Source organism: Kitasatospora sp. Ki12, assembly GCF_054601375.1.
Genome location: NZ_BAAIHT010000001.1, coordinates 2,742,602 through 2,764,548 on the forward strand (window position 1 = coordinate 2,742,602; position 21,947 = coordinate 2,764,548).

Here is a 21,947-nt window from a genome sequence, read left to right on the forward strand (position 1 = left end):
CCCGCGGCTACTCGGTGTTGCCGGTGAAGTCCACGTACCACCGCGGTGCGTACCGGTCGCAGTTCTCGGCGCCGACCGTGGTCAGCGAGTCCCGCACGCAGGTGACGTAGTCGCGGTAGTGGTAGTTGAGGCCGATCACCGACATGGCGACGACGACGGTCATCGCGCCGGTCAGGATGCCGGCGAGTGCGGCCGGGGTGAGCGGGTTGGGCGCCGGGGCCATCGGGACCGGCCCGGCCGGGCCGACCGGACCGAACGGCCCCGCCGCGGCGGCGGTCGCCGCCGGGGTGCCCTTCGGGCTCCGCAGGGCGCCGATGCCCCAGACGATGCCCAGCAGTCCGACCAGCAGGGCGATCCAGTGGAAGCCGGTGAACAGGCAGACCAGGGCGAACGGCCCGGCCAGCGCCGCGTTGCGGGCCCGGCGGTGGGCCGGGTTCGCGGGGTCGAGCCGGGGCGGCTGCGGGGCCGGCGGCCGCTGGCCGGGGTTGCCGTCGCCCTGGCCGGAGCCCCACGGCGGCGGGAGCTGCGGGCGCTCGCCACCCGGGCCGCCGCCCTGACCGCCGCCACCGTGACCGCCGCCGTCCTGGCCCTCGCCGGTCCAGGGGCTGCGCGGCTGCCACGGCTGGTCCGGGGCGTCCGCCGGCGGCGGCGCGAAGGGGTTGCGCTCGTCGGTGTCGTCGCCGCTGCTCATGGGTTCAGCCAATCCTCGTCGGTCCGGTCGGTCTGGTCGGTCTGGTCGGTCGGTCGTCGGTTCGTCGGTCGGGGGCGTCCGTCGTCGCCCGGCAGGCCCGTCGGGCGTCCGTCGGCCGGTCGTCCGTGCGGGCCCGGGTCGGGCCTCGGAAGGTCCTTCGTCAGTCCTCGGTCAGTCATCGGCCGCGGCTCCGGGGGAGCCCGGCCCGGGGGCCTGGCGGTCGGCGCGGTCGCCCGCGCCCTCCAATGATCCCGCAGCCGTCCGTCGCTCCACCGGCGGCCCGGGCTCCGGGCCGGTCGGGTCCGGTCGGCCGGGAGCGACCCGGGTGCCGGGGCCGGGGAGATCCCCGTCTCAACTACGCGCGTAGCGCCGCCAGGAGGGTGCGGAGGCCCTCCGACCAGCCGTTATCGTGGTGACGGTCAGCAGCTCACATCGGTTCCCCGGGGCCCGCGTCGCGGCGGGTTCTCCTGGTGTTCCCCCTCGCTCGACCTGCCGTTCGTAGTGGCCCCACCACCGGTGGACGTACCAGCGCACGGCGCCCGACCTACGGAGAATCGCGCAGTGGCCGCCGCCCCCGCCCAGCACTTCCCGCCCCGTACGTCCGGACCGGCCCGCCTGGTGGTGCTGGTCTCCGGCTCCGGCACCAACCTGCAGGCGCTGATCGACGCCGTCGCGGACGAGGCGTACGGCGCCGAGATCCTCGCCGTCGGCGCGGACCGGGACGCGATCGCCGGCCTGGAGCGCGCCGCGAAGGCCGGCCTGCCGAGCTTCGTCCACCGGGTGAAGGACTTCCCGGACCGGGCCGCCTGGGACCGCGCGCTGACCGCCTCCGTCGCCGAGTACGAGCCGGACCTGGTCGTCACGGCCGGTTTCATGAAGATCCTCGGCCCCGAGTTCATCACCGCCTTCGCCGGGCGGATCGTCAACACCCACCCCGCACTGCTGCCCGCCTTCCCCGGCGCCCACGGCGTCACCGACGCGCTCGCGTACGGCGTGAAGGTCACCGGCTGCACCGTCCACCTGGTCGACGCCGGCGTGGACACCGGGCCGATCATCGCGCAGGGCGTCGTCGAGGTCGTCGACGCCGACCACGCCGATGGCGGCGACGCGCTGCACGAGCGCATCAAGACTGTCGAGCGCAAGCTGCTCGTCGACGTCGTGGGCCGGCTGGCCCGCGAGGGTCACCGCATCGAGGACCGAAAGGTATGGATCCCGGCATGAGTGCCAGCTCCACCACCCCCCCTGTCTCCGAGAACATCCGTCCGATCCGTCGTGCGCTGATCAGCGTGTACGACAAGACCGGTCTGGAGGAGCTGGCCCAGGGCCTGCACGCCGCCGGGGTCGCCATCGTCTCCACCGGTTCCACCGCGGGCCGGATCGCCGCCGCCGCCGTCCCGGTGACCGAGGTCTCCGAGCTCACCGGCTTCCCGGAGTGCCTGGACGGGCGGGTGAAGACCCTGCACCCGCGCGTGCACGCCGGAGTGCTGGCCGACCTGCGGCTGGAGTCGCACCGCGCGCAGCTGGCCGAGCTGGGCGTCGAGCCCTTCGACCTGGTCGTGGTGAACCTCTACCCGTTCAAGGCCACCGTCGCCTCGGGCGCCACCCCGGACGAGTGCGTCGAGCAGATCGACATCGGCGGCCCGAGCATGGTGCGCGCCGCCGCCAAGAACCACCCCTCGGTGGCCGTCGTGGTCGACCCGGCCCGCTACGCCGACGTGCTGCAGGCCGTGCAGGACGGCGGCTTCGACCTGGCCACCCGCAAGCGCCTGGCCGGTGCCGCGTTCGCCCACACCGCCGCCTACGACGTGGCCGTCGCCTCCTGGTTCGAGGCCGGCTACGCCCCCAGCGACGAGCGGTTCCCGGAGTTCCTGGGCTCGACCTGGGAGCGGCAGAACGTGCTGCGCTACGGCGAGAACCCGCACCAGGGCGCCGCGCTGTACAGCGACGGCACCGGCGGCCTGGCCGGCGCGCAGCAGCTGCACGGCAAGGAGATGTCGTACAACAACTACGTCGACACCGACGCCGCCCGCCGTGCCGCGTACGACCACGCCGAGCCGGCCGTCGCGATCATCAAGCACGCCAACCCGTGCGGCATCGGGACCGGCGCCGACGTCGCCGAGGCGCACCGCAAGGCGCACGAGTGCGACCCGGTCTCCGCGTACGGCGGCGTGATCGCGGTCAACCGCCCGGTCACCGTCGAGCTGGCCGAGCAGATCGCCCCGATCTTCACCGAGGTCGTCGTGGCCCCGGGTTACGAGGACGGCGCTCTGGAGGTGCTGACCCGCAAGAAGAACCTGCGGGTGCTGCTCGCCCCCGAGGCCCCGGCCAACCGCCAGGAGGTCCGCCCGATCTCCGGCGGCGTGCTGCTGCAGGAGACCGACCGGGTGCACGCCGAGGGCGACGACCCGGCGAACTGGACGCTCGCCACCGGTGAGGCGCTCTCCGCGGCCGAGCTGGCCGAGCTGGCCTTCGCCTGGCGGGCCTGCCGGGCCGTCAAGTCCAACGCGATCCTGCTGGCCAAGGACGGCGCCTCGGTCGGCGTCGGCATGGGCCAGGTCAACCGGGTCGACTCCTGCAAGCTCGCGGTCGAGCGGGCCGGCGAGCGGGCCAAGGGCGCGTACGCGGCCTCGGACGCCTTCTTCCCGTTCGCGGACGGCCCGGCGATCCTGATCGCGGCCGGCGTCAAGGCCATCGTCCAGCCCGGCGGTTCGATCCGTGACGAGGAGGTCGTCGCGGCGGCCGCCGAGGCCGGCGTGACCATGTACTTCACCGGCGCGCGGCACTTCTTCCACTGAGCCGCGTCCGGCCGTGACCGGACGGGCCCGCCGGGCCCGCTGACGGCGTGACGGCATGACAGAGCGGCCCGGCCCCTCCGAGGAGGGGCCGGGCCGCTCTCGCGCGTCGCGCGGGCCGGTCAGTACCTCGGCCGGTTGAACCAGTTGACGCCGTCCCGGACGCACATGGCGCTGATCCAGATGATGCAGATCGCCAGCCACAGCAGGCCGAAGACCAGCAGCGCGGCGCTGCCGACGTTGATCCCGCCGATCAGGATCAGCAGGCCCAGCAGCGAGGCGATCGAGCCGTAGACGATGGTGGTGATGCGGACGCTGTTGCCGCCCTTGCCGAACTTCGCGCCCAGCGTGATGGAGAGCGCGGCGGCCAGCGCGAACAGGATCGCGAAGACCACCGCGATGCCCGCGGCGGCGTCGCCGATCGCGCTGAACGGGTTGTCGCTGGTGGTGGTCCTGCTGAGGGTGGTGCTGGCGTCCTTGGCGGCCGCGGCGCCGATCAGGTAGGCGATCGCGAGGATCACCTGCACGCCGCCCACCACGAACAGCAGCACCCGCGCGGTCGTCACCAGGCCCGGCATGGACGGCGGCACGGCCGGCGCGTAGCCGTAGACCGGGGCCTGCTGCGGGTAGCCGTACGCGGCCGGCGGGGCCTGCTGCGGGTAGCCGTAGCCGGGGGCGGCCGGCGGCTGGCCGTACGGGTTGTTCGGGTCGGGCGGGTAACTCATGGATGCCTCCGGGCAGTTACGGGGACGCGGGGACGGGACGGCGGGCGGCCCGGTGTCGGTCGGTGAGTCGGGTCGCCGACCGGACGGGACGGTAGCGGAGCGGGGTGACGGCCCGGCGGCGGTGCCGGGCGCCGTCGGCTCAGCGACGTGGTGAGGACCGGAGGAGCGGGACCGTCGACGGGCCCGACGCGGGCGGGACGGCGCCGCGGTGTTCGGGCTGCTCGGACTGCTGTGGTCGACTCACTGGCTCTTTCCCCCGGGTACGCACCGCCGCGGGATCCGTCGGCCCGTCACCGGGCCGGTCGCGGCGGAGATGCCCGCTTATCGTGATCCGGACGGCGGCGCCGTGTCCAGCCGGTTCCGCGGGCCGGGCCAAGACTGTGGCGCAACCGCAACGTCCGGCGGACCTTCGTGCCCGTCCGGTCACCTGCCCGGCCACCCGCACCGTCGCCTGCCCGGCCACCCGCCCGGTCATCTGCCCGGCCACCTGTCCGGCCACCCGTCCGGCCGTGGTACGGCGACCGGTCGCGATCCGGGAGAATGGTGTCATGACTGCCCAGATTCTCGATGGCAAGGCCACCGCCGCCGCGATCAAGTCCGAACTCGCCGCCCGCGTGGCGGCCCTCAAGGCGAAGGGCGTCACGCCCGGCCTCGGCACCGTCCTGGTCGGCGACGACCCGGGCAGCCGCTGGTACGTGAACGGCAAGCACAAGGACTGCGCCGAGGTCGGCATCGCCTCGATCCAGCGCGAGCTGCCCGCCACCGCCACCCAGGAGGACGTCGAGAACGTCGTCCGCGAGCTCAACGCCGACCCGACCTGCACCGGCTACATCGTCCAGCTGCCGCTGCCCAAGGGCCTGGACCAGAACCCGGTCCTGGAGCTGATGGACCCGGACAAGGACGCCGACGGCCTGCACCCGACCTCGCTCGGCCGGCTCGCCCTCGGCATCGAGGGCCCGCTGCCCTGCACCCCGCTGGGCATCGTCGAGCTGCTGCGCCGCCACGACGTCGAGATCGACGGCGCCGAGGTGGTCGTGGTCGGCCGCGGCATCACCGTCGGCCGTTCGATCGGCCTGCTGCTGACCCGCCGGTCCGAGAACGCCACGGTGACCCTGTGCCACACCGGCACCCGGGACCTGAGCTCCCACCTGCGCAAGGCCGACATCATCGTGGCCGCCGCCGGCGTGCCGCACCTGGTGAAGCCGGAGGACGTCAAGCCGGGCGCGGCGGTGCTGGACGTGGGCGTCAGCCGCAGCGAGGGCAAGATCGTCGGCGACGTCCACCCGGGCGTGGCCGAGGTGGCCGGCTGGATCTCCCCCAACCCCGGCGGCGTGGGCCCGATGACCCGCGCGATGCTGCTCAACAACATCGTCGAGGCGGCCGAGCGCCGCGCCGGCATCTGACACCCCAGGGACGGCGAGCATGACTGAACCGCGACCGGCGCGGACCCGGCGCAGGCCGGTCAAGACCACCGGCACCCTGCCGCCCGAGGGCTCGGCCGCGGCCCTCGGGCGCGAGCACGCCCTGCCGGTCCGGCAGTGGCCGATAACGCTGGTCCTGCTGGTGGTCGGCGCCGGACTCGCGGTCACGTGGTTCGCCGACTTCAAGGACGGCTTCAAGTACGGGCTGCTGATCCTCGGCGGCGGTGTGCTGCTGGGCGCGGTGCTGCGCCTGGTGCTGCCCGAGGTCGGGATGCTGGCGGTGCGCAGCCGCTTCACCGACGTGATCGTGCTGACCTTCCTGGGAGCCTCGATCGTGCTGCTGACCCTGGTCGCGCAGCCGAACCCGTGGCTGCAGATCCCGCTGCTCGACAACATCGGCCAGCTGATGGGCCGGCCCAAGCACTGACCGGCCCGAACGCCGCGGCCCCCGCCCGACCCCCGCGCTCCGGGGCACCGGGCGGGGGCCGCGGCGTTCCCGCGACACATCCGCCCTGCGACGCGTCGGCTCCGTGGCGCATCAGCGATGTGGCGCATCAGCGCTGTGACGCATCAGCCACGCCCGCACACGCGGCGTACGCTTCCCTTTGCGATAACCTGACGCGGGTCTCTCGATGTCGAGAGACCATCCTCGGCTCCAGTGCGCCGGTGTGCCTGGGGCACCTGGCGATTTGCTGGAGAAGGTAGAAATGACTCGCACCCCCGTCAACGTCACCATCACCGGAGCGGCCGGCCAGATCGGCTACGCGCTGCTCTTCCGCATCGCCTCGGGCCACCTGCTCGGTGCCGACGTGCCGGTGAACCTGCGCCTCCTGGAGATCCCGCAGGGCCTCAAGGCCGCCGAGGGCACCGCCATGGAGCTCGTCGACTGCGCCTTCCCGCTGCTGCGTGACATCACGATCACCGACAACCCGAACGTGGCCTTCGACGGCGCCAACGTCGCGCTGCTGGTCGGCGCCCGTCCGCGCACCGCCGGCATGGAGCGCGGCGACCTGCTGCAGGCCAACGGCGGCATCTTCGGCCCGCAGGGCAAGGCGATCAACGACCACGCCGCGGACGACATCAAGGTCCTGGTCGTCGGCAACCCGGCCAACACCAACGCCCTGATCGCCCAGCGCAACGCCCCGGACGTCCCGGCCGAGCGCTTCACCGCGATGACCCGCCTGGACCACAACCGCGCCGTCGGCCAGCTGTCCGCCAAGACCGGCGCCCTGGTCTCCGACATCAAGCGCGTCACCATCTGGGGCAACCACTCCGCGACCCAGTACCCGGACATCTTCCAGGCCGAGATCGCCGGCAAGCCGGCCTTCGAGGCCATCGGCAGCGACCAGGCCTGGCTGGCGGACGAGTTCATCCCGACCGTCGCCAAGCGCGGCGCCGCCATCATCGAGGCCCGTGGCGCCTCCTCGGCCGCCTCGGCCGCCAACGCCGCCATCGACCACGTGCACACCTGGGTCAACGGCACCGCCGAGGGCGACTGGACCTCGATGGGCGTCGTCTCCGACGGCTCCTACGGCGTCCCGGCCGGCCTGATCTCCTCCTTCCCGGTCACCACCAAGGACGGCGAGTTCTCGATCGTCCAGGGCCTGGAGATCTCCGACTTCTCCCGCGGCCGCATCGACGCCTCGGTCAAGGAGCTGACCGAGGAGCGCGACGCGGTGCAGGAGCTGGGCCTCATCTGAGCCCGCTGAGCACTCCGGCGGCCCGTCACCCCTCCCCCGGGGCGGCGGGCCGCCGCCGTGTCCGGCCACAGGGGCCCGCCGCCGGGCACCGGCCGCCCTACACTGGCCCGCTGTGAACGAAACCCTCGGGGACGCCGCGCTCGTCCTCGTCTTCATCCTGCTGGGCGGGCTGTTCAACGTCGCCGAGATCTCGCTGATCTCGCTGCGCGAGGGCCAGATCCGGACACTGGAGGCACGCGGCACCCGGCGTTCGGCCCGGGCCGCGCACCTGGCCGCCGACCCCAACCGCTTCCTGGCCGCCGTCCAGGTCGGCGTGACCTGCATGGGCTTCCTCTCCGCCGCCTTCGGCGCGGACACCCTGGCCGGGAAGGTCGCCCCGCTGTTCGTCCGGGCCGGCCTGACCGAGGGGATGGCCGACGCGGTCGCGCTGGTCGGCCTCACCCTGGTGATCAGCTACGTGTCGCTGGTGCTCGGCGAGCTGACCCCCAAGCGGATCGGCCTGCAGCGCGCCGAGTCCATCGCGGTGACTTCCGCCCCGGTGGTGGACGTGATGTCGGTCGTGCTGCGCCCGGTGATCTGGCTGCTCGGCCACTCCACCAACCTGATGGTCCGGCTGCTCGGCGGCGATCCGACGGCCGGCCGGGGCTCGATGAGCTCCGAGGAGCTGCGCGGCCTGGTCGCCGCCAACACCGAACTCGGCAGCGACGAACGGACGATGATCGCCGACGTGTTCGCCGCCGGGGAGCGCCAGCTGCGCGAGGTGATGGTCCCGCGCACCGAGGTGACCTTCCTGGACGCCGAGCGCCCGCTGGCCGCCGTACGGCACCAGGCCGACACCTCCCCGCACTCGCGCTACCCGGTGGTCGAGGGCAGCGCGGACGCGGTGGTCGGCTTCGTGCACGTCCGCGACCTGTACGGCGCGCGCGGCGAACAGGCCGCCAAGGCCCGCGACCTGGCCCGCCCGGTCAAGCTGCTGCCCGGCACCAAACTGGTGCTGGAGGCGATGGGCGAGATGCGCCGCGAGGGCCACCACCTGGCCATCGTGGTGGACGAGTACGGCGGCACCGCCGGGATCGTCACCCTGGAGGACCTGGTCGAGGAGGTGATCGGGGAGATCCGGGACGAGTACGACCGGCCGGAGACCGCGCCCACCCGCCGGCTGGCCGGCGGCGGCGTGGAGCTGGACGGCCTGCTCAACCTCGGGGACTTCGCCGAGGAGACCGGCGTCACCCTGCCCGAGGGCCCGTACGAGACGGTGGCCGGCTGCCTGGTCGCCTCGCTCGGCCGGCTGCCCCGGGACGGCGACCAGGTGCGGGTGCCGCTGGAGGGCGACGGCGTGGTGCTGCTGACGGTGGCCAAGGTGGAGGGCCGGCGGATCGCCCGGGTGAGGGTGAGTGCCGTCACACTGGCCGAGCCTCCGGGGGCGGACGTTTCCTGAGCGACCGGTGGAACTGGAAGAATGGCCCGCATGGTCAACGCAGCGGTCACCGGTCCGGTCAAGGAGCGTCCCCGGGTGCTCTCCGGCATCCAGCCCACCTCCGGCTCGTTCCACCTCGGCAACTACCTCGGCGCGGTGCGCCAGTGGGTCGACCTGCAGAAGGAGAACGACGCCTTCTACATGGTCGTCGACCTGCACGCGATCACGGTGCCGCAGGACCCGGCGACGCTGCGCGAGAACACCCGGATCTCCGCCGCCCAGCTGCTCGGCGCCGGCCTGGACCCCGACCACTGCACCCTCTTCGTCCAGTCGCACGTGCCCGAGCACGCGCAGCTCGCCTGGGTGATGAACTGCCTCACCGGCTTCGGCGAGGCCGCCCGGATGACCCAGTTCAAGGACAAGTCCTCCCGGTACGGAGCCGACAGCACCACGGTCGGCCTGTTCACCTACCCGATCCTGCAGATCGCGGACATCCTGCTCTACCAGGCGGACGCCGTCCCGGTCGGCGAGGACCAGCGCCAGCACGTGGAGATCACCCGCGACATCGCCGAGCGCTTCAACACCCGCTACAGCCCGACCTTCACGGTGCCGAAGCCGTACATCCTCAAGGAGACGGCGAAGATCCAGGACCTCCAGGACCCGGCCGTCAAGATGAGCAAGTCGGCCTCCTCGCCCAAGGGCCTGGTGAGCCTGCTGGACGAGCCGAAGGCCAGCGCCAAGAAGTTCAAGAGCGCCGTCACCGACACCGGCACCGTCGTGTCCTACGACGAGGAGGGGAAGCCGGGCGTCTCCAACCTGCTGCGCATCCACTCCGCGCTCAGCGGCCGGTCGGTCGAGGACCTGGTCGCGCACTTCGAGGGCAAGATGTACGGCGCCCTGAAGACCGAGCTGGCCGAGCTGTTCACCGAGTGGGTGACGCCCTTCCAGGAGCGCACCCGCACCTTCCTGGACGACCCGGCCGAGCTGGACCGGGTGCTGGCGATCGGCGCCGACAAGGCCCGCGAGGTGGCGTCGGTGACGCTGGAGACGGTGTACGACCGGATCGGCTTCCTCCCGGCCGCCAAGCGGTGACGCCCCTCGCACACCTGCCGGGGGAGCTCCTCACCATCGGCGTGTCCGTGAGCGTCCCGGAGCCGTACGGGACGGCGATCCAGGACGCCCGGGCCGGGCACGGCGACCCGCAGGCCCGGTCGATACCGACGCACGTCACCCTGCTGCCGCCGACCGAGGTGCCGGCCGAGCTGCTGCCGAAGATCGAGGAGCACCTGGCGGCGGTGGCGGCCGCGCACCGGCCGTTCCGGATGCTGCTGCGCGGCGGCGGGACCTTCCGCCCGGTCTCCCCGGTGGTGTACGTCCGGGTCGAGGAGGGCGCGCAGGAGTGCCGGCTGCTGGAGGCGGACGTCCGCTCCGGCCCGCTGGCCCGCGAACTGGCCTTCCCGTACCACCCGCACGTGACGGTCGCCCACGGCCTGCCGGACGACGTGCTGGACCAGGCGTACGAGCAGGCGCGCGGCTTCCGGGCGTCCTTCGTGGTGCCGGGCTTCGGCATCTCCCGGTTCGACGCCGACGAGGTCTGGCGGCCCTGGCGGAGCTACTCCTTCTGCTGAAGGACGGCGGCGCGCCCCAGTGCGAGCATCCGGTCGACCACCCGGCGGGCCGCTCCGCCGTCGTCCAGCGCGCAGTGCTCGGCCCGGAAGCGCCGGTAGCGCGCGGCGTACCCGGACGGCAACCGGGCTCCGCCGTCGGCGAGTTCGCGCAGCGCGCCGAGCAGTTCGGCGGAGGTCGGCACCAGCGGGCCGGGGGCGTCGGACTCGAAGTCGAAGTAGAAGCCGCGCAGGGTGTCGCGGTAGTGCTCCAGGTCGTAGGTGAAGAAGTACACCGGGCGGCCGGTGATCGCGAAGTCGAACATGATCGACGAGTAGTCGGTCACCAGGACGTCCGCGACCAGCAGCAGCTCCTGGGGGTCGGGGTAGTCCCCGCAGTCGTACACGAAGCCGTCGCCGGCGCCCGTGAGGGGCTCGCGCACGTGCGCGTGCGGGCGGACGAGCAGCACGTGGTCGGCGCCGAGCAGGCGCCGGGCGTGGTCGAGGTCCAGCCGCAGGTCGAGCCGGAAGCCGTCGCCGTCGCCGCGCTGCTGGTCCTCGCGCCAGGTCGGCGCGTACAGCACGATCCGCTTGCCGGCGGGGATGCCGAGCCGGCGGCGCACGGCCGCGGCGGTCCGTCCGTCCGGGCGGGCGAGCACGTCGTTGCGCGGGTAGCCGGACTCCAGCACCTCGCCGCGGTAGCGGAAGGCCCGCCGCAGGATCGGGGTGGCGAACGGGCTGGGGGAGAGCAGCAGGCTCCACTGCGGGGTCTCCCGGTCGAGCGCCTCCAGGTAGCCGCGGTCGGCCAGCCAGGGGTTCGGGACGTCGTGGGCGATCCGCTTCAGCAGTGAGCCGTGCCAGGTCTGCACCACGACCTGGCCGGGGCGGCGGGTCAGGAAGTCCGGGAAGTGCGTGTTGCCGACCAGGTACCGGCAGGTGGCCAGCGCCCGGTACCACTCCGGGCTCCACACCCGCACCGGGGTGACCCCGGCCGGCAGCTCGGCCTGGGCGTCGTCGACCGCCCACAGGTGCTCCAACGGCGTTCTGCGGCGCGCCAGTTCGGCGTGCACCGCGCGCGGCGAGTCGGCGTAGCCGCGGCCGCCGAACACGTCGTACAGCACCGCCTCGCAGAGCGGTTCGCGGCGGGCGGCCGGGTAGCGCTCGGTGCGCTGGCGGTGCTGCGCCCAGGCGCTGCGCTCGCCCGCGCCGAGCACCGGGGTGGAGTCCACCAGCAGGGTGTCGTGCCAGCGGCGCTGCAGCAGCACCTGCTTGCCGCCGGCCGTGGTGGCGGCCGGGACGGCGGGCAGCGCGGCGGGGGCGGCGAGCAGCGGCCGGCCGGGGCCGGTGCCGTCGGCCGGTTCCAGCGCGGCCTCCCAGAGGCCCTTGCGCAGCGGCAGCGCGGCGCCGTCCGAGCCGGTGCGGGTGGCGGGGATCCGGGCCAGGAAGCGGCCGTCCGGGCCGGTCTCGACCGGGGTGCGGACCTCGCTCGCGGTGCGGTCGTGCCGCAGCACCAGGTCCAGCCGGTCCGCGGCCGGGGCCGGGCAGTGGCCGGACAGCTCGAAGCCGTCGGCGCGGACGGCGATCCGGTCGACCAGGCCGGCCGCGGGCTGGACACAGACCTGGAGGCGGCCGTCGTCGAGGTGCTTGAGGTAGAGCACCCGGTCCGGGGCGCCGGGCAGCGGGTGCTGGCCGGTCACCGGGCCGCCGCGTTCGTCGAGGCAGAGCTGGTCGGTCCCGCCGTCGGGGCGCAGCAGTTCGGCGTCCCAGTGCTCCAGTCCGCCGCGGCCGCGGCCGCCGGCGGTGAACGGCCGGTACGGCAGGTGGGCGGTGAAGGTGTCGCCGCCGCGGGTGAGCGGGCGTTCGATCACCGCCGGGCTCTGCCGGTGGCGCAGCCGCAGGACGGTGCCGGCCGGGCAGGTGTCGGCGGTGCCGCCCAGGTCGAGGCCGCCGGGGGTGCGGGCGGCCCGGGTGATCCGTACGGCCGGGCGCTCCAGCCGTACCCGCAGCCGGCCGTCCTCGAAGTACGGCCGCAGGCGCACGTCGCGGTCCACCCAGTGGGCCGGGGGGTACTCGCCGGAGCCGCACCAGTGCGGGGCGAGGGCGCCGTACTGGCGGCGCAGCCGGGTGGCGCGCGGGCGGGTGAAGAGGGTGGTCTCGATCCGCCAGTCGCCGAGCAGCCACCGGCCCTCGCGGCGCAGCCGTCCGGGCTCCAGCAGGGCGGTGAAGCCGGACCAGTCGTGGTTGTGCTCGGGCTGGGCGCTGTCGTCGGTGACCTCGGGCATCCGGCGGGGCCGGGAGCGCAGGTGCAGCGGGGGCCCGGCGCCGTCCTCGTGGCGCAGGGTCAGCCAGGTCCAGGCGGAGCCGGGGCGGCCGGTGTCCACGCCCCGGGGGCGGGCGAAGCCGGTGAGCTCCAGGCCGCGGCCGTACCACCGGGCGCGCAGCAGCCCGAACAGCACGTCCTCGTCGGCCTCGGGCCGGTCGGTGGTCACCCGGGGCGCGGCGTGCGGCAGGACGAGCCGGGTGAGCACAGGCATGGTGATCGGAGCCCTTCGGAATGGAAATTCATATCCCATCCAGAAATGGCACCAAGGTCAACTGAACGCTTTTTCGAATTGCCCGGTCAATTGATTCCGGGGAACTCCGGTTCGATGATTCCCGCGATATTCGATTCTTTTTCGATTCGGGCGGGCCTCGAAAACGGCCGGACGCGAAAGGGCGCCCGACACCGGTGGTGTCGGGCGCCCCGTCTACCGCTCGCGGCGACTACTCCTTGCGGAGCATCGCGTCGACCACCCGCGCGGCGGCCTTGCCGTCGTCCAGGTCGCAGTAGGCCTCGCGGAACGCGGCGGCCTTGTCCGCGTGCTCCGCCGCGACCTCGTCCACCCGGCCGAGCGCGGCGACCAGCTCCTCGGAGGTGGCCAGCAGCGGGCCGGGCGCCTCCGCCTCGAAATCGAGGCTGAAACCGCGCAGGTTGTCCCGGTAGTGCTCCAGGTCGTGGGTGAAGAACAGCATCGGCTTTCCGGTCGACGCGAAGTCGAACACGCTCGCCGAATAGTCCGTCACCAGCACGTCGGCGATCAGCAGCAGTTCCGCCATGTCGGGGTAGCTGCCGACGTCCCAGACGTAGCCGTTGCCGGCGCCCGGGATCTGGCCGCACATCACGTTGTGCCGGCGCACCAGCAGCACCTGGTCGTCGCCGAGCGCGGCCTTGGCCGCCTCCAGGTCGATCCGCAGGTCGATCTGGTAGCCGCCGTTCGGCCGGCGCCGGTCCTCGCGCCAGGTCGGCGCGTAGAGCACGACCTTCTTGCCCTCGGGCAGGCCGAGCCGCTCCCGGACCTGCTCGGCGGTCTTCTCCCGGTCCGCCGCGAACAGCAGGTCGTTGCGGGGCGAACCGCTCTCCAGGATCTCGCCCTTGAAGTCGAAGGCGCGCCGCAGCACCGGGGCCGACCAGCGGTTGCCCGCCACCAGCAGGCTCCAGTTCGGGACCTCCCGGGCCAGGCCCTTGAGGTAGTTGGAGTCGGTGAACCAGACCTTCTCGAAGTCGAAGCCGACCTGCTTCAGCGGGGTGCCCTGCCAGGTCTGCACCACCACCTGGCCGGGGCGGCGGACGAAGAAGTCGGGCAGGTGGGTGCTGGTCACGATGTACTTGGCGGTGGCCAGCGCCTCGAACCACTCCGGGCTCCAGAGCCGGATCGCCGTCGCGCTCTGCGGCAGCTCGACCTGCATGTCGTCGCTGCCCCACAGGTGGTCCAGCGCCAGACCGCGGCGGACCAGCTCCTCGTGGACGGCGCGCGGCGAGTCGGCGTACATGCTGCCGTTGCCGGCGTTGTACAGCACCGTGTCGCGCACCGGCAGCCGGCGGGCGGCCGGGTAGTCGGCGGTGCGCAGCTGGCGCTGGCGGAAGCCGGAGCGCTCCTCGGGCAGCAGCGCCGCGTGCGACTCCAGCGAGAGGCCGTCGTGGTGGCGCCGCTCCAGCACGATGCGCTTGCCGCGGGACTCCACCTCCAGCGGCAGCGCGCCGAAGCAGGCCGGGGAGACCTGCACGGAGGCGTCGGCCAGCTTCTCGGCCGGCCCGCCGACCTGGCGGAAGAAGACGTCCCAGGTGCCCTTGGCGAACGGCACCCGGCCGGCGAACGTGGCCGTCGGCACGGCGGGCAGCGCGGTGCGGAACCGGCCGTCCGTGATCTCCACCGGGTAGACGTGCTCCTCCTCGCGCCAGTTGTGGCGGACCACCAGCTCCCAGCGGTGCGCACCGGCCAGCGGGAACGAGCCGCTGAGCAGGAAGCCGTCGGCGCCGCGCGAGGACACCTCGTCCACCAGCGGCTGCAGCAGCTGGTCGGAGAACTGCAGGAAACCGCTGGGGGAGGGCTTGGAGTAGAGCGCCCGCCGCTCGGCGGCCGGGGCCTGCGGGTTCAGCGGCAGGTGCAGCTGCTCGGGCGCGTTGCGCTCGTCCCAGGCCAGCGAGACGACACTGGCGTCGGCCAGCACCAGCGCGGTGTCCCAGCGGTCCCGGGCACGGTCGTCGGCGACCGGGTCCAGCTCGGCCCAGGCCTCGCGGACGGCGGTCAGCTCGTCGATCGAGAAGGACGCGGTGAATGGCTGCAGCGAGCCGACCGGCGCGCCCAGCTCCAGCGGGACGGTCACCTCGCGGTCCGACTCGACGTGGGTGAGCCGCAGCCGGGCCCCGGCGAAGCTCGGGCCGGAGCGGGCCGCGCCCGAGACCTCCACCCGGCCGGCGTGCGCCGCCAGGCCGGTCACCCGGGCCTTGACCGTCTCCACCCGCAGGTAGAGGAAGTTGTCCCGGACCCACGGCACGATCCGCACGTCCGGCTCGACCCACTGCGCCGGCACGTAGTGCGCGGTGTCGCTCCAGCCGGCCGAGATCCGGCCCTTGTACACCCCGCCCTTGCCGGCACCGGCCACCAGGACGCGCCAGTGCCCGTCCTTCCACTGACCGCGGTGCTTGAGCTTCTTCGGGTCGACGGAGACGCTGAAGCCGGACCAGTCGCAGCTGTACAGGTCGTGGTTGCAGCTCGCGGTGGCCTCGGGGCTGTACGTGGTCCGCATCGGCACCGCGATCACCCGGCGGCCCTTGGTCTCGCGCAGCACCAGGGTGCGGACCATGTCGTGCTTGTTGGCCGCGCCCAGCTGCTCCGGGTACGCGTGCCCGGTCAGCTGCAGCTTCCCGCCCACCCAGGCGCTCTCGTACAGCCGGCTGCGCATGACCAGCGAGTTGTCCAGCTTGAGCACGCCGGCCGGCACGCTCTTGCGCCCGCCGCGCAGGAACGGGTAGTCGGCGTACGGGCGCAGCACGCCGCGGGCCTGGACGCCGCCGCCGCTCTCGCCCTCGTACTTGATCTGCTCGACCAGCTCGTCCACCCGGCCCGCCAGGGTCAGGTGGTACTTCAGCCGCAGCGGCGCGCGCAGCTTGCGGACCTGCTCGGGGCCGATCGCCCGGAGCAGCCGGCTGACGCTCTGGACGTAGGCGGCCCGGTACTCCTTGTCGCCGTCCACGACGGACCAGAAGAACATCGGGATCTCCTCGACGAGGGTGTTCTCGTCGTAGGAGCGCAGGTACTGGGCGAAGCGCGGCTCGGTCTGCTTCTTCAGCCAGCCGCGGACCAGCTCGACCGAGGTGACCCGGTCGACCAGGCCCTTCGGGTTGGTGCGCATCTGCGTGATCGACATCTCGCCGACCTCGCGCTCGCGCCAGTGGTAGATCGGCTCGGAGAGCACGTCCACGCTCTTGGCCAGGTAGTGGTGCGGCACGCTGACCGGCGCGTCCTCGTACAGGATGCCCTCGGGGTACAGGATGCCGGCGGCGTCGAAGAACGAGCGGCGGTACACCTTGTTCCAGGCGGTGCGGTCGGTGACCAGCGCCGGGATCTCGGTGATGTGGGTCTTGAGCTTGGTCTCCTTGAACGGCTTCACGTGGCCGCCGGACTGGTAGTAGCCCACGGCGCGGAAGCGCAGCACGTTGCCGGTGCAGAAGTCCGAGCCGGTCTCGTCCAGCGTGTTGATCATCAGCTCGTACGCGCTGGGCGGCATCGAGTCGTCGCTGTCCACGAAGCACAGGAACTCGGCGTCCGGGTCGATGTGCCGGATGCCGGTGTTGCGGGCCGCGCCGAGGCCCTTGTTCACCTGGCGCACCAGCCGGAAGCGCGAGTCCTTGGCCGCGTACGCCTCGGCGAGGGCCGCGCTGTCGTCCTTCGAACCGTCGTCGACCATGACGCACTCGAAGTCCGTGAAGGTCTGGGCGGCGATCGAGTCGAGGCACTCGACGAGATAACGCTCGACGTTGTAGATCGGAACGACGATGGAGAGGCGGGGAGCCATCGGCTACGCAGGCCTTTCTGGGGAAGGAGCGTGGCAGCCCGGTGGGGGCCTGACCGCACTTCGTATCGGTGCGTACGTGCGACCCGATCCTACCTCCGGGCCGGAGGCCGCCCCCGGGGCCACTACGCTGGGCCGGGTGCCCCGCTTCAGCGTCATCGTCCCCGTGTACAAGGTCCAGGACTACCTCGCCGAGTGCCTCGACTCGGTGCTCCGCCAGGACGGCCCGGACCTCGAACTGATCGCGGTGGACGACCGCTCCCCGGACGGCTGCGGCGCGATGCTCGACGAGGCCGCCGCCGCCGACCCCCGGGTCCGGGTGCTGCACCTGCCGGAGAACGTCGGCCTCGGCCGGGCCCGCAACGCCGGCCTGGAGGTCGCCACCGGCGACTACGTGGTCTTCCTCGACAGCGACGACACCCTCACCCCCGGCCTGCTCGACGCCGTCGACCGGCGGCTCGCCGCCACCGGCGACCCGGACGTCCTGGTCTACGACTACGCCCGCACCTACGTCGACGGGCGGATCACCCGGGCCGCCTCCGCGCACGTCTTCGGCGCCGACTCCCCGGACGTGTTCGACCTCACCGCCCGCCCCGACCTGCTCGACCTCCTCCAGGTCGTCTGGAACAAGGCCTACCGCCGCGACTTCGTCACCGAGCAGCGGCTGGTCTTCCCGGCCGGCTACTACGAGGACACCCCCTGGACGTACCCGGCGCTGCTCGCCGCCGCCCGGATCACCCTGCTCGACCGGGTCGGCGTGCACTACCGCCAGCGCCAGGAGGGCGGCAACATCCTGGCCACCGCCAGCCGCAAGCACTTCGACGTCTTCGACCAGTACGACCTGGTCTTCGCCTTCCTCGACGGCCGCCCCGACCTGGACCGCTGGCGCCCGGTCGTCTACGGACGGATGCTGCACCACCTCAACACCGTGGTCTCCAAGCCCGGCCGGGTCCCGCCCGGCGACCGCCGCGAGTACTTCCGCCGCGCCGCCGCGCACTGCGCCCGGCTGCGCCCGGCCGGCTACCGCCCGCCGGCCGGCGTGGACGGCGTGCGCACCGAACTCCTCAGCCACGGCCGCTACGGCGCCTACCAGGCCGTCCGCGCCCTCGCGAAGGCCCGCCGCCTCGTCAAGCGCTGAACCCGGTCCTTCGGAGGCCGCGAGCAGGGGCCCGCGAGCAGGGTCCCGCGGGCCGGATCCGGCGGGCCGGATCCGGCGCGAACGGCCCGCGCCTGACGGCCGTTCGGGGGACGGGCCGGTATAACCGGTCGGGTGGACTTCCTGACCCGCCTCCCGGTCATCGGCCCGCTCGTCTCCCGGGTGCTGCGCAGCCGCCCGTACCGGGTGTACGAGTACTTCAGCGCCGCCCGCGGCAACCGGCTGGCCGGCGCCGTCACCTTCTTCGGCTTCCTGGCCCTGTTCCCGCTGCTCACCGTCGGCCTGGCGGTCGCCGTCGCGGCCCTCAGCGACAGCCAGGTGAACGACCTCCAGAAACGCATCTCCGACCAGCTGCCGGGCCTCTCGGACGCGCTGAACCTGCCCTCCCTGGTGTCCAGCGCGGGCGCGGTCGGGCTGGTCGGCGGGGCGCTGCTGCTGGTCTCCGGCCTCGGCTGGGTGGACACCATGCGCACCTCGATCCGGGACCTGTGGCAGCTGCCCCAGGAGGACGGCAACCCGGTGCTGCGCAAGGCCTGGGACGTCGTGGTGCTGGGCGGCCTCGGCCTGGTGTCGCTGTTCTCGCTCGGCGCCTCCGCCGCCGGGACGACCCTGGCCGGACGGATTGCCGACGCGATCGGCCTCGGCAGCGGCTACCTGTTGACCGGGGTCGGCGTGCTGATCGCCATAGGGTGCGACACCCTGCTCTTCGCCTACCTGCTGGCGCCGTTCCCCGGGATCACCGGCCAGCGCCGCCGGGACGTCCTGCGGGGCGCGCTGATCGGCGCCGTCGGCTTCGAACTGCTGAAGGTCCTGCTCGCCTCCTACCTCGGCTCGGTCGCCGGGCGCAGCCTGTACGGGGCCTTCGCCACGCCGGTGGCGCTGCTGCTGTGGATCAACTTCGTCTGCCGGCTGCTGATGTACTGCGTGGCCTGGACGGCGACGGCCGACCCGGCGGCCGCCCGGGAGCGGACCAGGGCGCACGGACGGGCGCTGCTGGAGGCGGCCGACAAGGCGGAGGCGCTGGCCGAGCAGGCGGCCGCGGAGGCTACGGGGAAGGCCGCGCCGAAGGCCGACGGCAAGGCCGGGAACGGCGGGGCCCGGCCCCAGGACTGAGGCCGGGCCCGCCCGCTCGACCGGCGGTCAGCCGGCCGAACGGCGCCGCCGCAGGACCAGCGCGCCCGCTCCGGCCCCGCCGCCGGCCAGCACGACCGCCGACCAGCCGACGGGCCCCAGCCCGTCGTCCCCGTCGCCCCCGGCGGCGGGCGCCGCGGCGGGCCCGGCCGTGGCGGGGGAGGGGTGCGGCGGCGGTGCGGGCGTCCCCGCCGCGCCACCGGCCTGCCCGGTCGGCTCGGCCTCGCCGCCCGCGACCTCGTCGACCAGCCTGCCCACCGGCTGGACCTTCCCGGCCGCGGCGAAGCCCCAGTCCAGCAGGGCCGCCGTCTCGTCGTACACCTTCTGGTAGCTCGTCGGGTGCATCACCGTGACCAGCAGGGTGCGCCCGTCGCGCTCGGCGGCGCCGACGAAGGTCGAGCCGGCGTTGGTGGTGGTGCCGTTCTTCACCCCGATCAGGCCCGGGTACTTGCCCAGCAGCCGGTCGGTGTTGGCGATGCCGAAGCTGCCGCGCTGGCCGGTGTTCTTGTCGACCGCGCCCGGGAACATCGCGTCCCGGGTGGCGCAGTACATCCGGAAGTCCGCGTTGCGCAGGCCGGCCCGGGCGAACAGCGACAGGTCGTAGGCCGAGGAGAGCTGGCCGTCCATGTCGTAGCCGTCCGGGGAGACCACCTTGGTGTCCCTCGCCTGCAGCGCCTCGGCGCGGGCCTGCATCTCGGCGACGGTCTGCGGGACGCCGCCGTTCATGTGCGCCAGGACGTGCACCGCGTCGTTGCCCGAGCTCAGGAACACCCCGCGCCACAGGTCCTCGACCCGGTACTCCAGGTTCTCCTTGATGCCGACCAGGCTGCTGCCCGGACCGATCCCCTGGATCTCCTCGTCGGCGACCCGGTGCACCGCGTTGCGGTCGAACTTGGGCAGCACCGTGTCCGCGAAGAGGATCTTCAGGGTGCTGGCCGGAGGCAGCCTGAGGTGCGGGTTGTAGGCCGCCAGCACCTCACCTGACATCGCGTCGGAGACTATCCAGGACTGGCCGGTGAGGTCCGTCGGCAGTGCCGGGGCTCCCGCCAGCGGGGCGACCTGGACCCCGGGGCTCCCCAGCCGCTCGCCGCCGACCGCGGTCGGCGGCGGCTGCCGCGGGGCCGCGACCGCCGTCGGGGCGACGAGCAGGAGCGGGAGGGCCGCGGTGACCGCGGCGCACAGGCGGGCGAACGTGTGACGGGGTGTGGGCACCAGCAGACCGTACCCATTCCCGGCCCCGGCCGTCCGCCGCACCGGGCCCGTCCTCCGCAGGAGGGGCCCGCCGTACGCCGATCGGCGGCCCGCGCATACTGGGGACGCACACCGCCTTCACACCCCCCGCCGAGGACCACCCATGAAGCTCAGCCGCCGCACCTCCTGGTTCCTGACCGCCTTCGGGGTCTGGTCGATGATCATCTGGACCACCTTCGTCAAGAACCTGTGGAAGGACTCCGGCGGCCAGGCCTTCACCAACGGCGACCACTCCCAGCCCACCGCCTTCTTCTGGGTCCACCTCCTGCTCGCCGTCACCTCCTTCGCCCTCGGCATCGCCGTCGGCACCATCGGCCTCCGCGGCCTACGCGCCACCCGCCGCACCCCGGCCACCTCCTAATGCTGTTGTCAAGCCGCTGATGTGACTGGGAGGTCGCCTTGGTAGCACCGTCCGTCACGGATCAGGGCCCACAGGACATTCACTCGTCGGCGGGCCAGCGCGAGCACGGCCTGGGTGTGGCGCTTGCCCTCGGCGCGCTTGCGTTCGTAGAAGCGGCGGGATGCCTCGCAGCTGCGGATGCTGATCAGCGCGGAGGTGTAGAACACGCGTTGCAGGCCGCGGTGGTAGCGCCGTGGCCGGTGCAGGTTGCCGCTGACGTGGCCGGAGTCGCGCGGGACCGGCGCGACTCCGGCCAGGCTGGCCAGGCGGTCCGGGCTGCCGTACCGGCTCATGTCGCCGGCGGTGGCGGCCAGGAACTCCGCGCCCAGCAGCGGGCCGATGCCGGGCATGCTGGCGATCACCTCGGCGAGGTCGTGTTCGCGAAACCGGGCCGCAATGAGCTTGTCGATCTCGGCGATCTGCTCGTTGAGGCCCATCACCTCCTTGGCCAGGGTGTGGATCACCTGTGCGGCGATCTTCTCCCCGGGGACGGTGGTGTGCTGGCGCTCGGCGGCCTCCGTGGCGGTCTGGGCCAGGGCCTCGGCGCCGCGGACCTTGCGGTTGCGGAGCCAGGTCGTCAGCCGGGTGCGGCCGGCGCGCCGCAGCGCGGCGGGCGTCTGGTAGCCGGTCAGCAGGATCAGCGGCCCCAGGTTGTCCAGGTCGAGGGATCGCTCCAACGCGGGGAAGATGCCGGTGAGTTGGCCGCGCAGGCGGTTGATCCGGCGGGTGCGGTCGGCGCTCAGGTCGGCTCGCCGGCCGGTGAGGATCCGCAGTTCGACGGCGTGCTCGTCGTCCGGCCGCAGCACCGTGAGGTCGCGGCGCATGCGGGCCTGGTCGGCGATGACGGTCGCGTCCTTGGCGTCGGTCTTGCCGGTGCCCCGGTAGCCGGCCGAGGCCCGGTTGACCGCCAGGCCGGGTATGTAGACGAGCTGCTGGCCGTGGCCGAGCAGGATGTTGATCCACAGGGCGGCCATGCCGTCTGCGACGTCCACTGCCCAGACCACGTCCTCGTCCAGGGCGAGGACGTCGGCGAGCAGGGCCATCAGCTCCGGCTCATCGTTCAGCACCCGGCGCGACAGCAGCCGTCTACCCTCGGCGTCCAGCACCACGCAGTGGTGGTGGGTCTTGCCGATGTCCGTGCCCGCCCAGATCTGGGCCACCTGTTCCTCCGGTCGCTCGCTCGTGCTCAGTGCTCCGGACGACCTCGCCAGCGTGGTCCTACTCAGCGATGCACCCGAGGGGCTCGCAGCTCCTAATCAGCGGCCGAGTCGTCGTGAGGCGCCGGGCGGCCAGGTGACCGGAACCATCGAGGGCAACCGACTGAAA

The 21,947-nt window shown here is 73.2% G+C and carries 17 protein-coding genes; 11 read left to right on the top strand and 6 right to left on the bottom strand.

Going from position 1 to position 21,947, the window contains the following annotated elements; genetic code table 11:
- Positions 1-7: 7 nt before the first annotated feature.
- Positions 8-691 (bottom strand): hypothetical protein, encoded by a 684-nt coding sequence (locus tag ACYP53_RS12090; RefSeq protein ID WP_459647372.1) that lies wholly within the window; start codon positions 689-691, stop codon positions 8-10.
- A 561-nt stretch (positions 692-1,252) separates the two neighbouring features.
- On the opposite strand from ACYP53_RS12090, the gene purN reads away from it, so the two are divergent.
- Positions 1,253-1,912, top strand: a complete 660-nt coding sequence (purN, locus tag ACYP53_RS12095) for a phosphoribosylglycinamide formyltransferase (RefSeq protein WP_189916120.1) — start codon at positions 1,253-1,255, stop codon at positions 1,910-1,912.
- Positions 1,909-3,486, top strand: a complete 1,578-nt coding sequence (purH, locus tag ACYP53_RS12100) for a bifunctional phosphoribosylaminoimidazolecarboxamide formyltransferase/IMP cyclohydrolase (protein WP_459647373.1) — start codon at positions 1,909-1,911, stop codon at positions 3,484-3,486. The genes purN and purH overlap by 4 nt, the downstream gene beginning before the upstream one ends.
- Positions 3,487-3,605: 119 nt before the next feature.
- Here the strand turns inward: purH and ACYP53_RS12105 are convergent, their stop codons facing one another.
- Positions 3,606-4,208, bottom strand: coding sequence for a hypothetical protein (locus ACYP53_RS12105; RefSeq protein WP_189916122.1), 603 nt, complete (start codon positions 4,206-4,208; stop codon positions 3,606-3,608).
- Positions 4,209-4,756: 548 nt separating this feature from the next.
- Between ACYP53_RS12105 and ACYP53_RS12110 the strand changes: the two genes are divergently transcribed.
- The 6 genes from ACYP53_RS12110 (at position 4,757) to ACYP53_RS12135 (ending at position 10,374) form a co-directional block, all read left to right on the top strand.
- Entirely contained in the window at positions 4,757-5,611 is an 855-nt protein-coding gene (locus ACYP53_RS12110; protein WP_189916123.1) for a bifunctional methylenetetrahydrofolate dehydrogenase/methenyltetrahydrofolate cyclohydrolase, read from the top strand.
- Positions 5,612-5,630: 19 nt separating this feature from the next.
- The gene (locus ACYP53_RS12115; protein ID WP_459647374.1) at positions 5,631-6,056 is read left to right on the top strand and encodes a DUF3017 domain-containing protein; all 426 of its coding nucleotides are present in this window, start codon (positions 5,631-5,633) and stop codon (positions 6,054-6,056) included.
- Between the two features lie 280 nt (positions 6,057-6,336).
- A complete protein-coding gene (locus tag ACYP53_RS12120; protein ID WP_189916125.1) occupies positions 6,337-7,329 on the top strand; it encodes a malate dehydrogenase in 993 nt (330 codons plus the stop codon).
- Positions 7,330-7,441: 112 nt separating this feature from the next.
- Entirely contained in the window at positions 7,442-8,767 is a 1,326-nt protein-coding gene (locus ACYP53_RS12125) for a hemolysin family protein (RefSeq protein ID WP_189916126.1), read from the top strand.
- Positions 8,768-8,842: 75 nt separating this feature from the next.
- Positions 8,843-9,838, top strand: a complete 996-nt coding sequence (trpS, locus tag ACYP53_RS12130; protein ID WP_189916244.1) for a tryptophan--tRNA ligase — start codon at positions 8,843-8,845, stop codon at positions 9,836-9,838.
- A 47-nt stretch (positions 9,839-9,885) separates the two neighbouring features.
- Positions 9,886-10,374 (top strand): 2'-5' RNA ligase family protein, encoded by a 489-nt coding sequence (locus ACYP53_RS12135; protein ID WP_229928578.1) that lies wholly within the window; start codon positions 9,886-9,888, stop codon positions 10,372-10,374.
- On the opposite strand, the gene ACYP53_RS12140 is transcribed toward ACYP53_RS12135, so the two are convergent.
- The gene (locus tag ACYP53_RS12140) at positions 10,359-12,884 is read right to left on the bottom strand and encodes a CDP-glycerol glycerophosphotransferase family protein (protein ID WP_459647375.1); all 2,526 of its coding nucleotides are present in this window, start codon (positions 12,882-12,884) and stop codon (positions 10,359-10,361) included. The genes ACYP53_RS12135 and ACYP53_RS12140 overlap by 16 nt on opposite strands.
- A gap of 229 nt (positions 12,885-13,113) precedes the next feature.
- Positions 13,114-16,686: a bifunctional glycosyltransferase/CDP-glycerol:glycerophosphate glycerophosphotransferase gene (locus tag ACYP53_RS12145; protein ID WP_189916128.1), complete on the bottom strand. Its 3,573-nt coding sequence runs from the start codon at positions 16,684-16,686 to the stop codon at positions 13,114-13,116.
- Between the two features lie 136 nt (positions 16,687-16,822).
- On the opposite strand from ACYP53_RS12145, the gene ACYP53_RS12150 reads away from it, so the two are divergent.
- Together ACYP53_RS12150 and ACYP53_RS12155 are read left to right on the top strand one after the other, a co-directional pair.
- Positions 16,823-17,821, top strand: coding sequence for a glycosyltransferase family 2 protein (locus ACYP53_RS12150; protein WP_189916129.1), 999 nt, complete (start codon positions 16,823-16,825; stop codon positions 17,819-17,821).
- 132 nt (positions 17,822-17,953) lie between these two features.
- Positions 17,954-18,952, top strand: a complete 999-nt coding sequence (locus tag ACYP53_RS12155; RefSeq protein WP_189916130.1) for a YihY/virulence factor BrkB family protein — start codon at positions 17,954-17,956, stop codon at positions 18,950-18,952.
- Between the two features lie 27 nt (positions 18,953-18,979).
- Here the strand turns inward: ACYP53_RS12155 and ACYP53_RS12160 are convergent, their stop codons facing one another.
- Complete coding sequence (locus tag ACYP53_RS12160) at positions 18,980-20,182, bottom strand: D-alanyl-D-alanine carboxypeptidase family protein (RefSeq protein ID WP_459647376.1); 1,203 nt, start codon at positions 20,180-20,182, stop codon at positions 18,980-18,982.
- 142 nt (positions 20,183-20,324) lie between these two features.
- On the opposite strand from ACYP53_RS12160, the gene ACYP53_RS12165 reads away from it, so the two are divergent.
- Entirely contained in the window at positions 20,325-20,582 is a 258-nt protein-coding gene (locus ACYP53_RS12165; protein ID WP_459647377.1) for an SCO4848 family membrane protein, read from the top strand.
- A gap of 8 nt (positions 20,583-20,590) precedes the next feature.
- On the opposite strand, the gene ACYP53_RS12170 is transcribed toward ACYP53_RS12165, so the two are convergent.
- A complete protein-coding gene (locus tag ACYP53_RS12170; RefSeq protein WP_387959312.1) occupies positions 20,591-21,781 on the bottom strand; it encodes an IS110 family RNA-guided transposase in 1,191 nt (396 codons plus the stop codon).
- Positions 21,782-21,947: the final 166 nt, after the last annotated feature.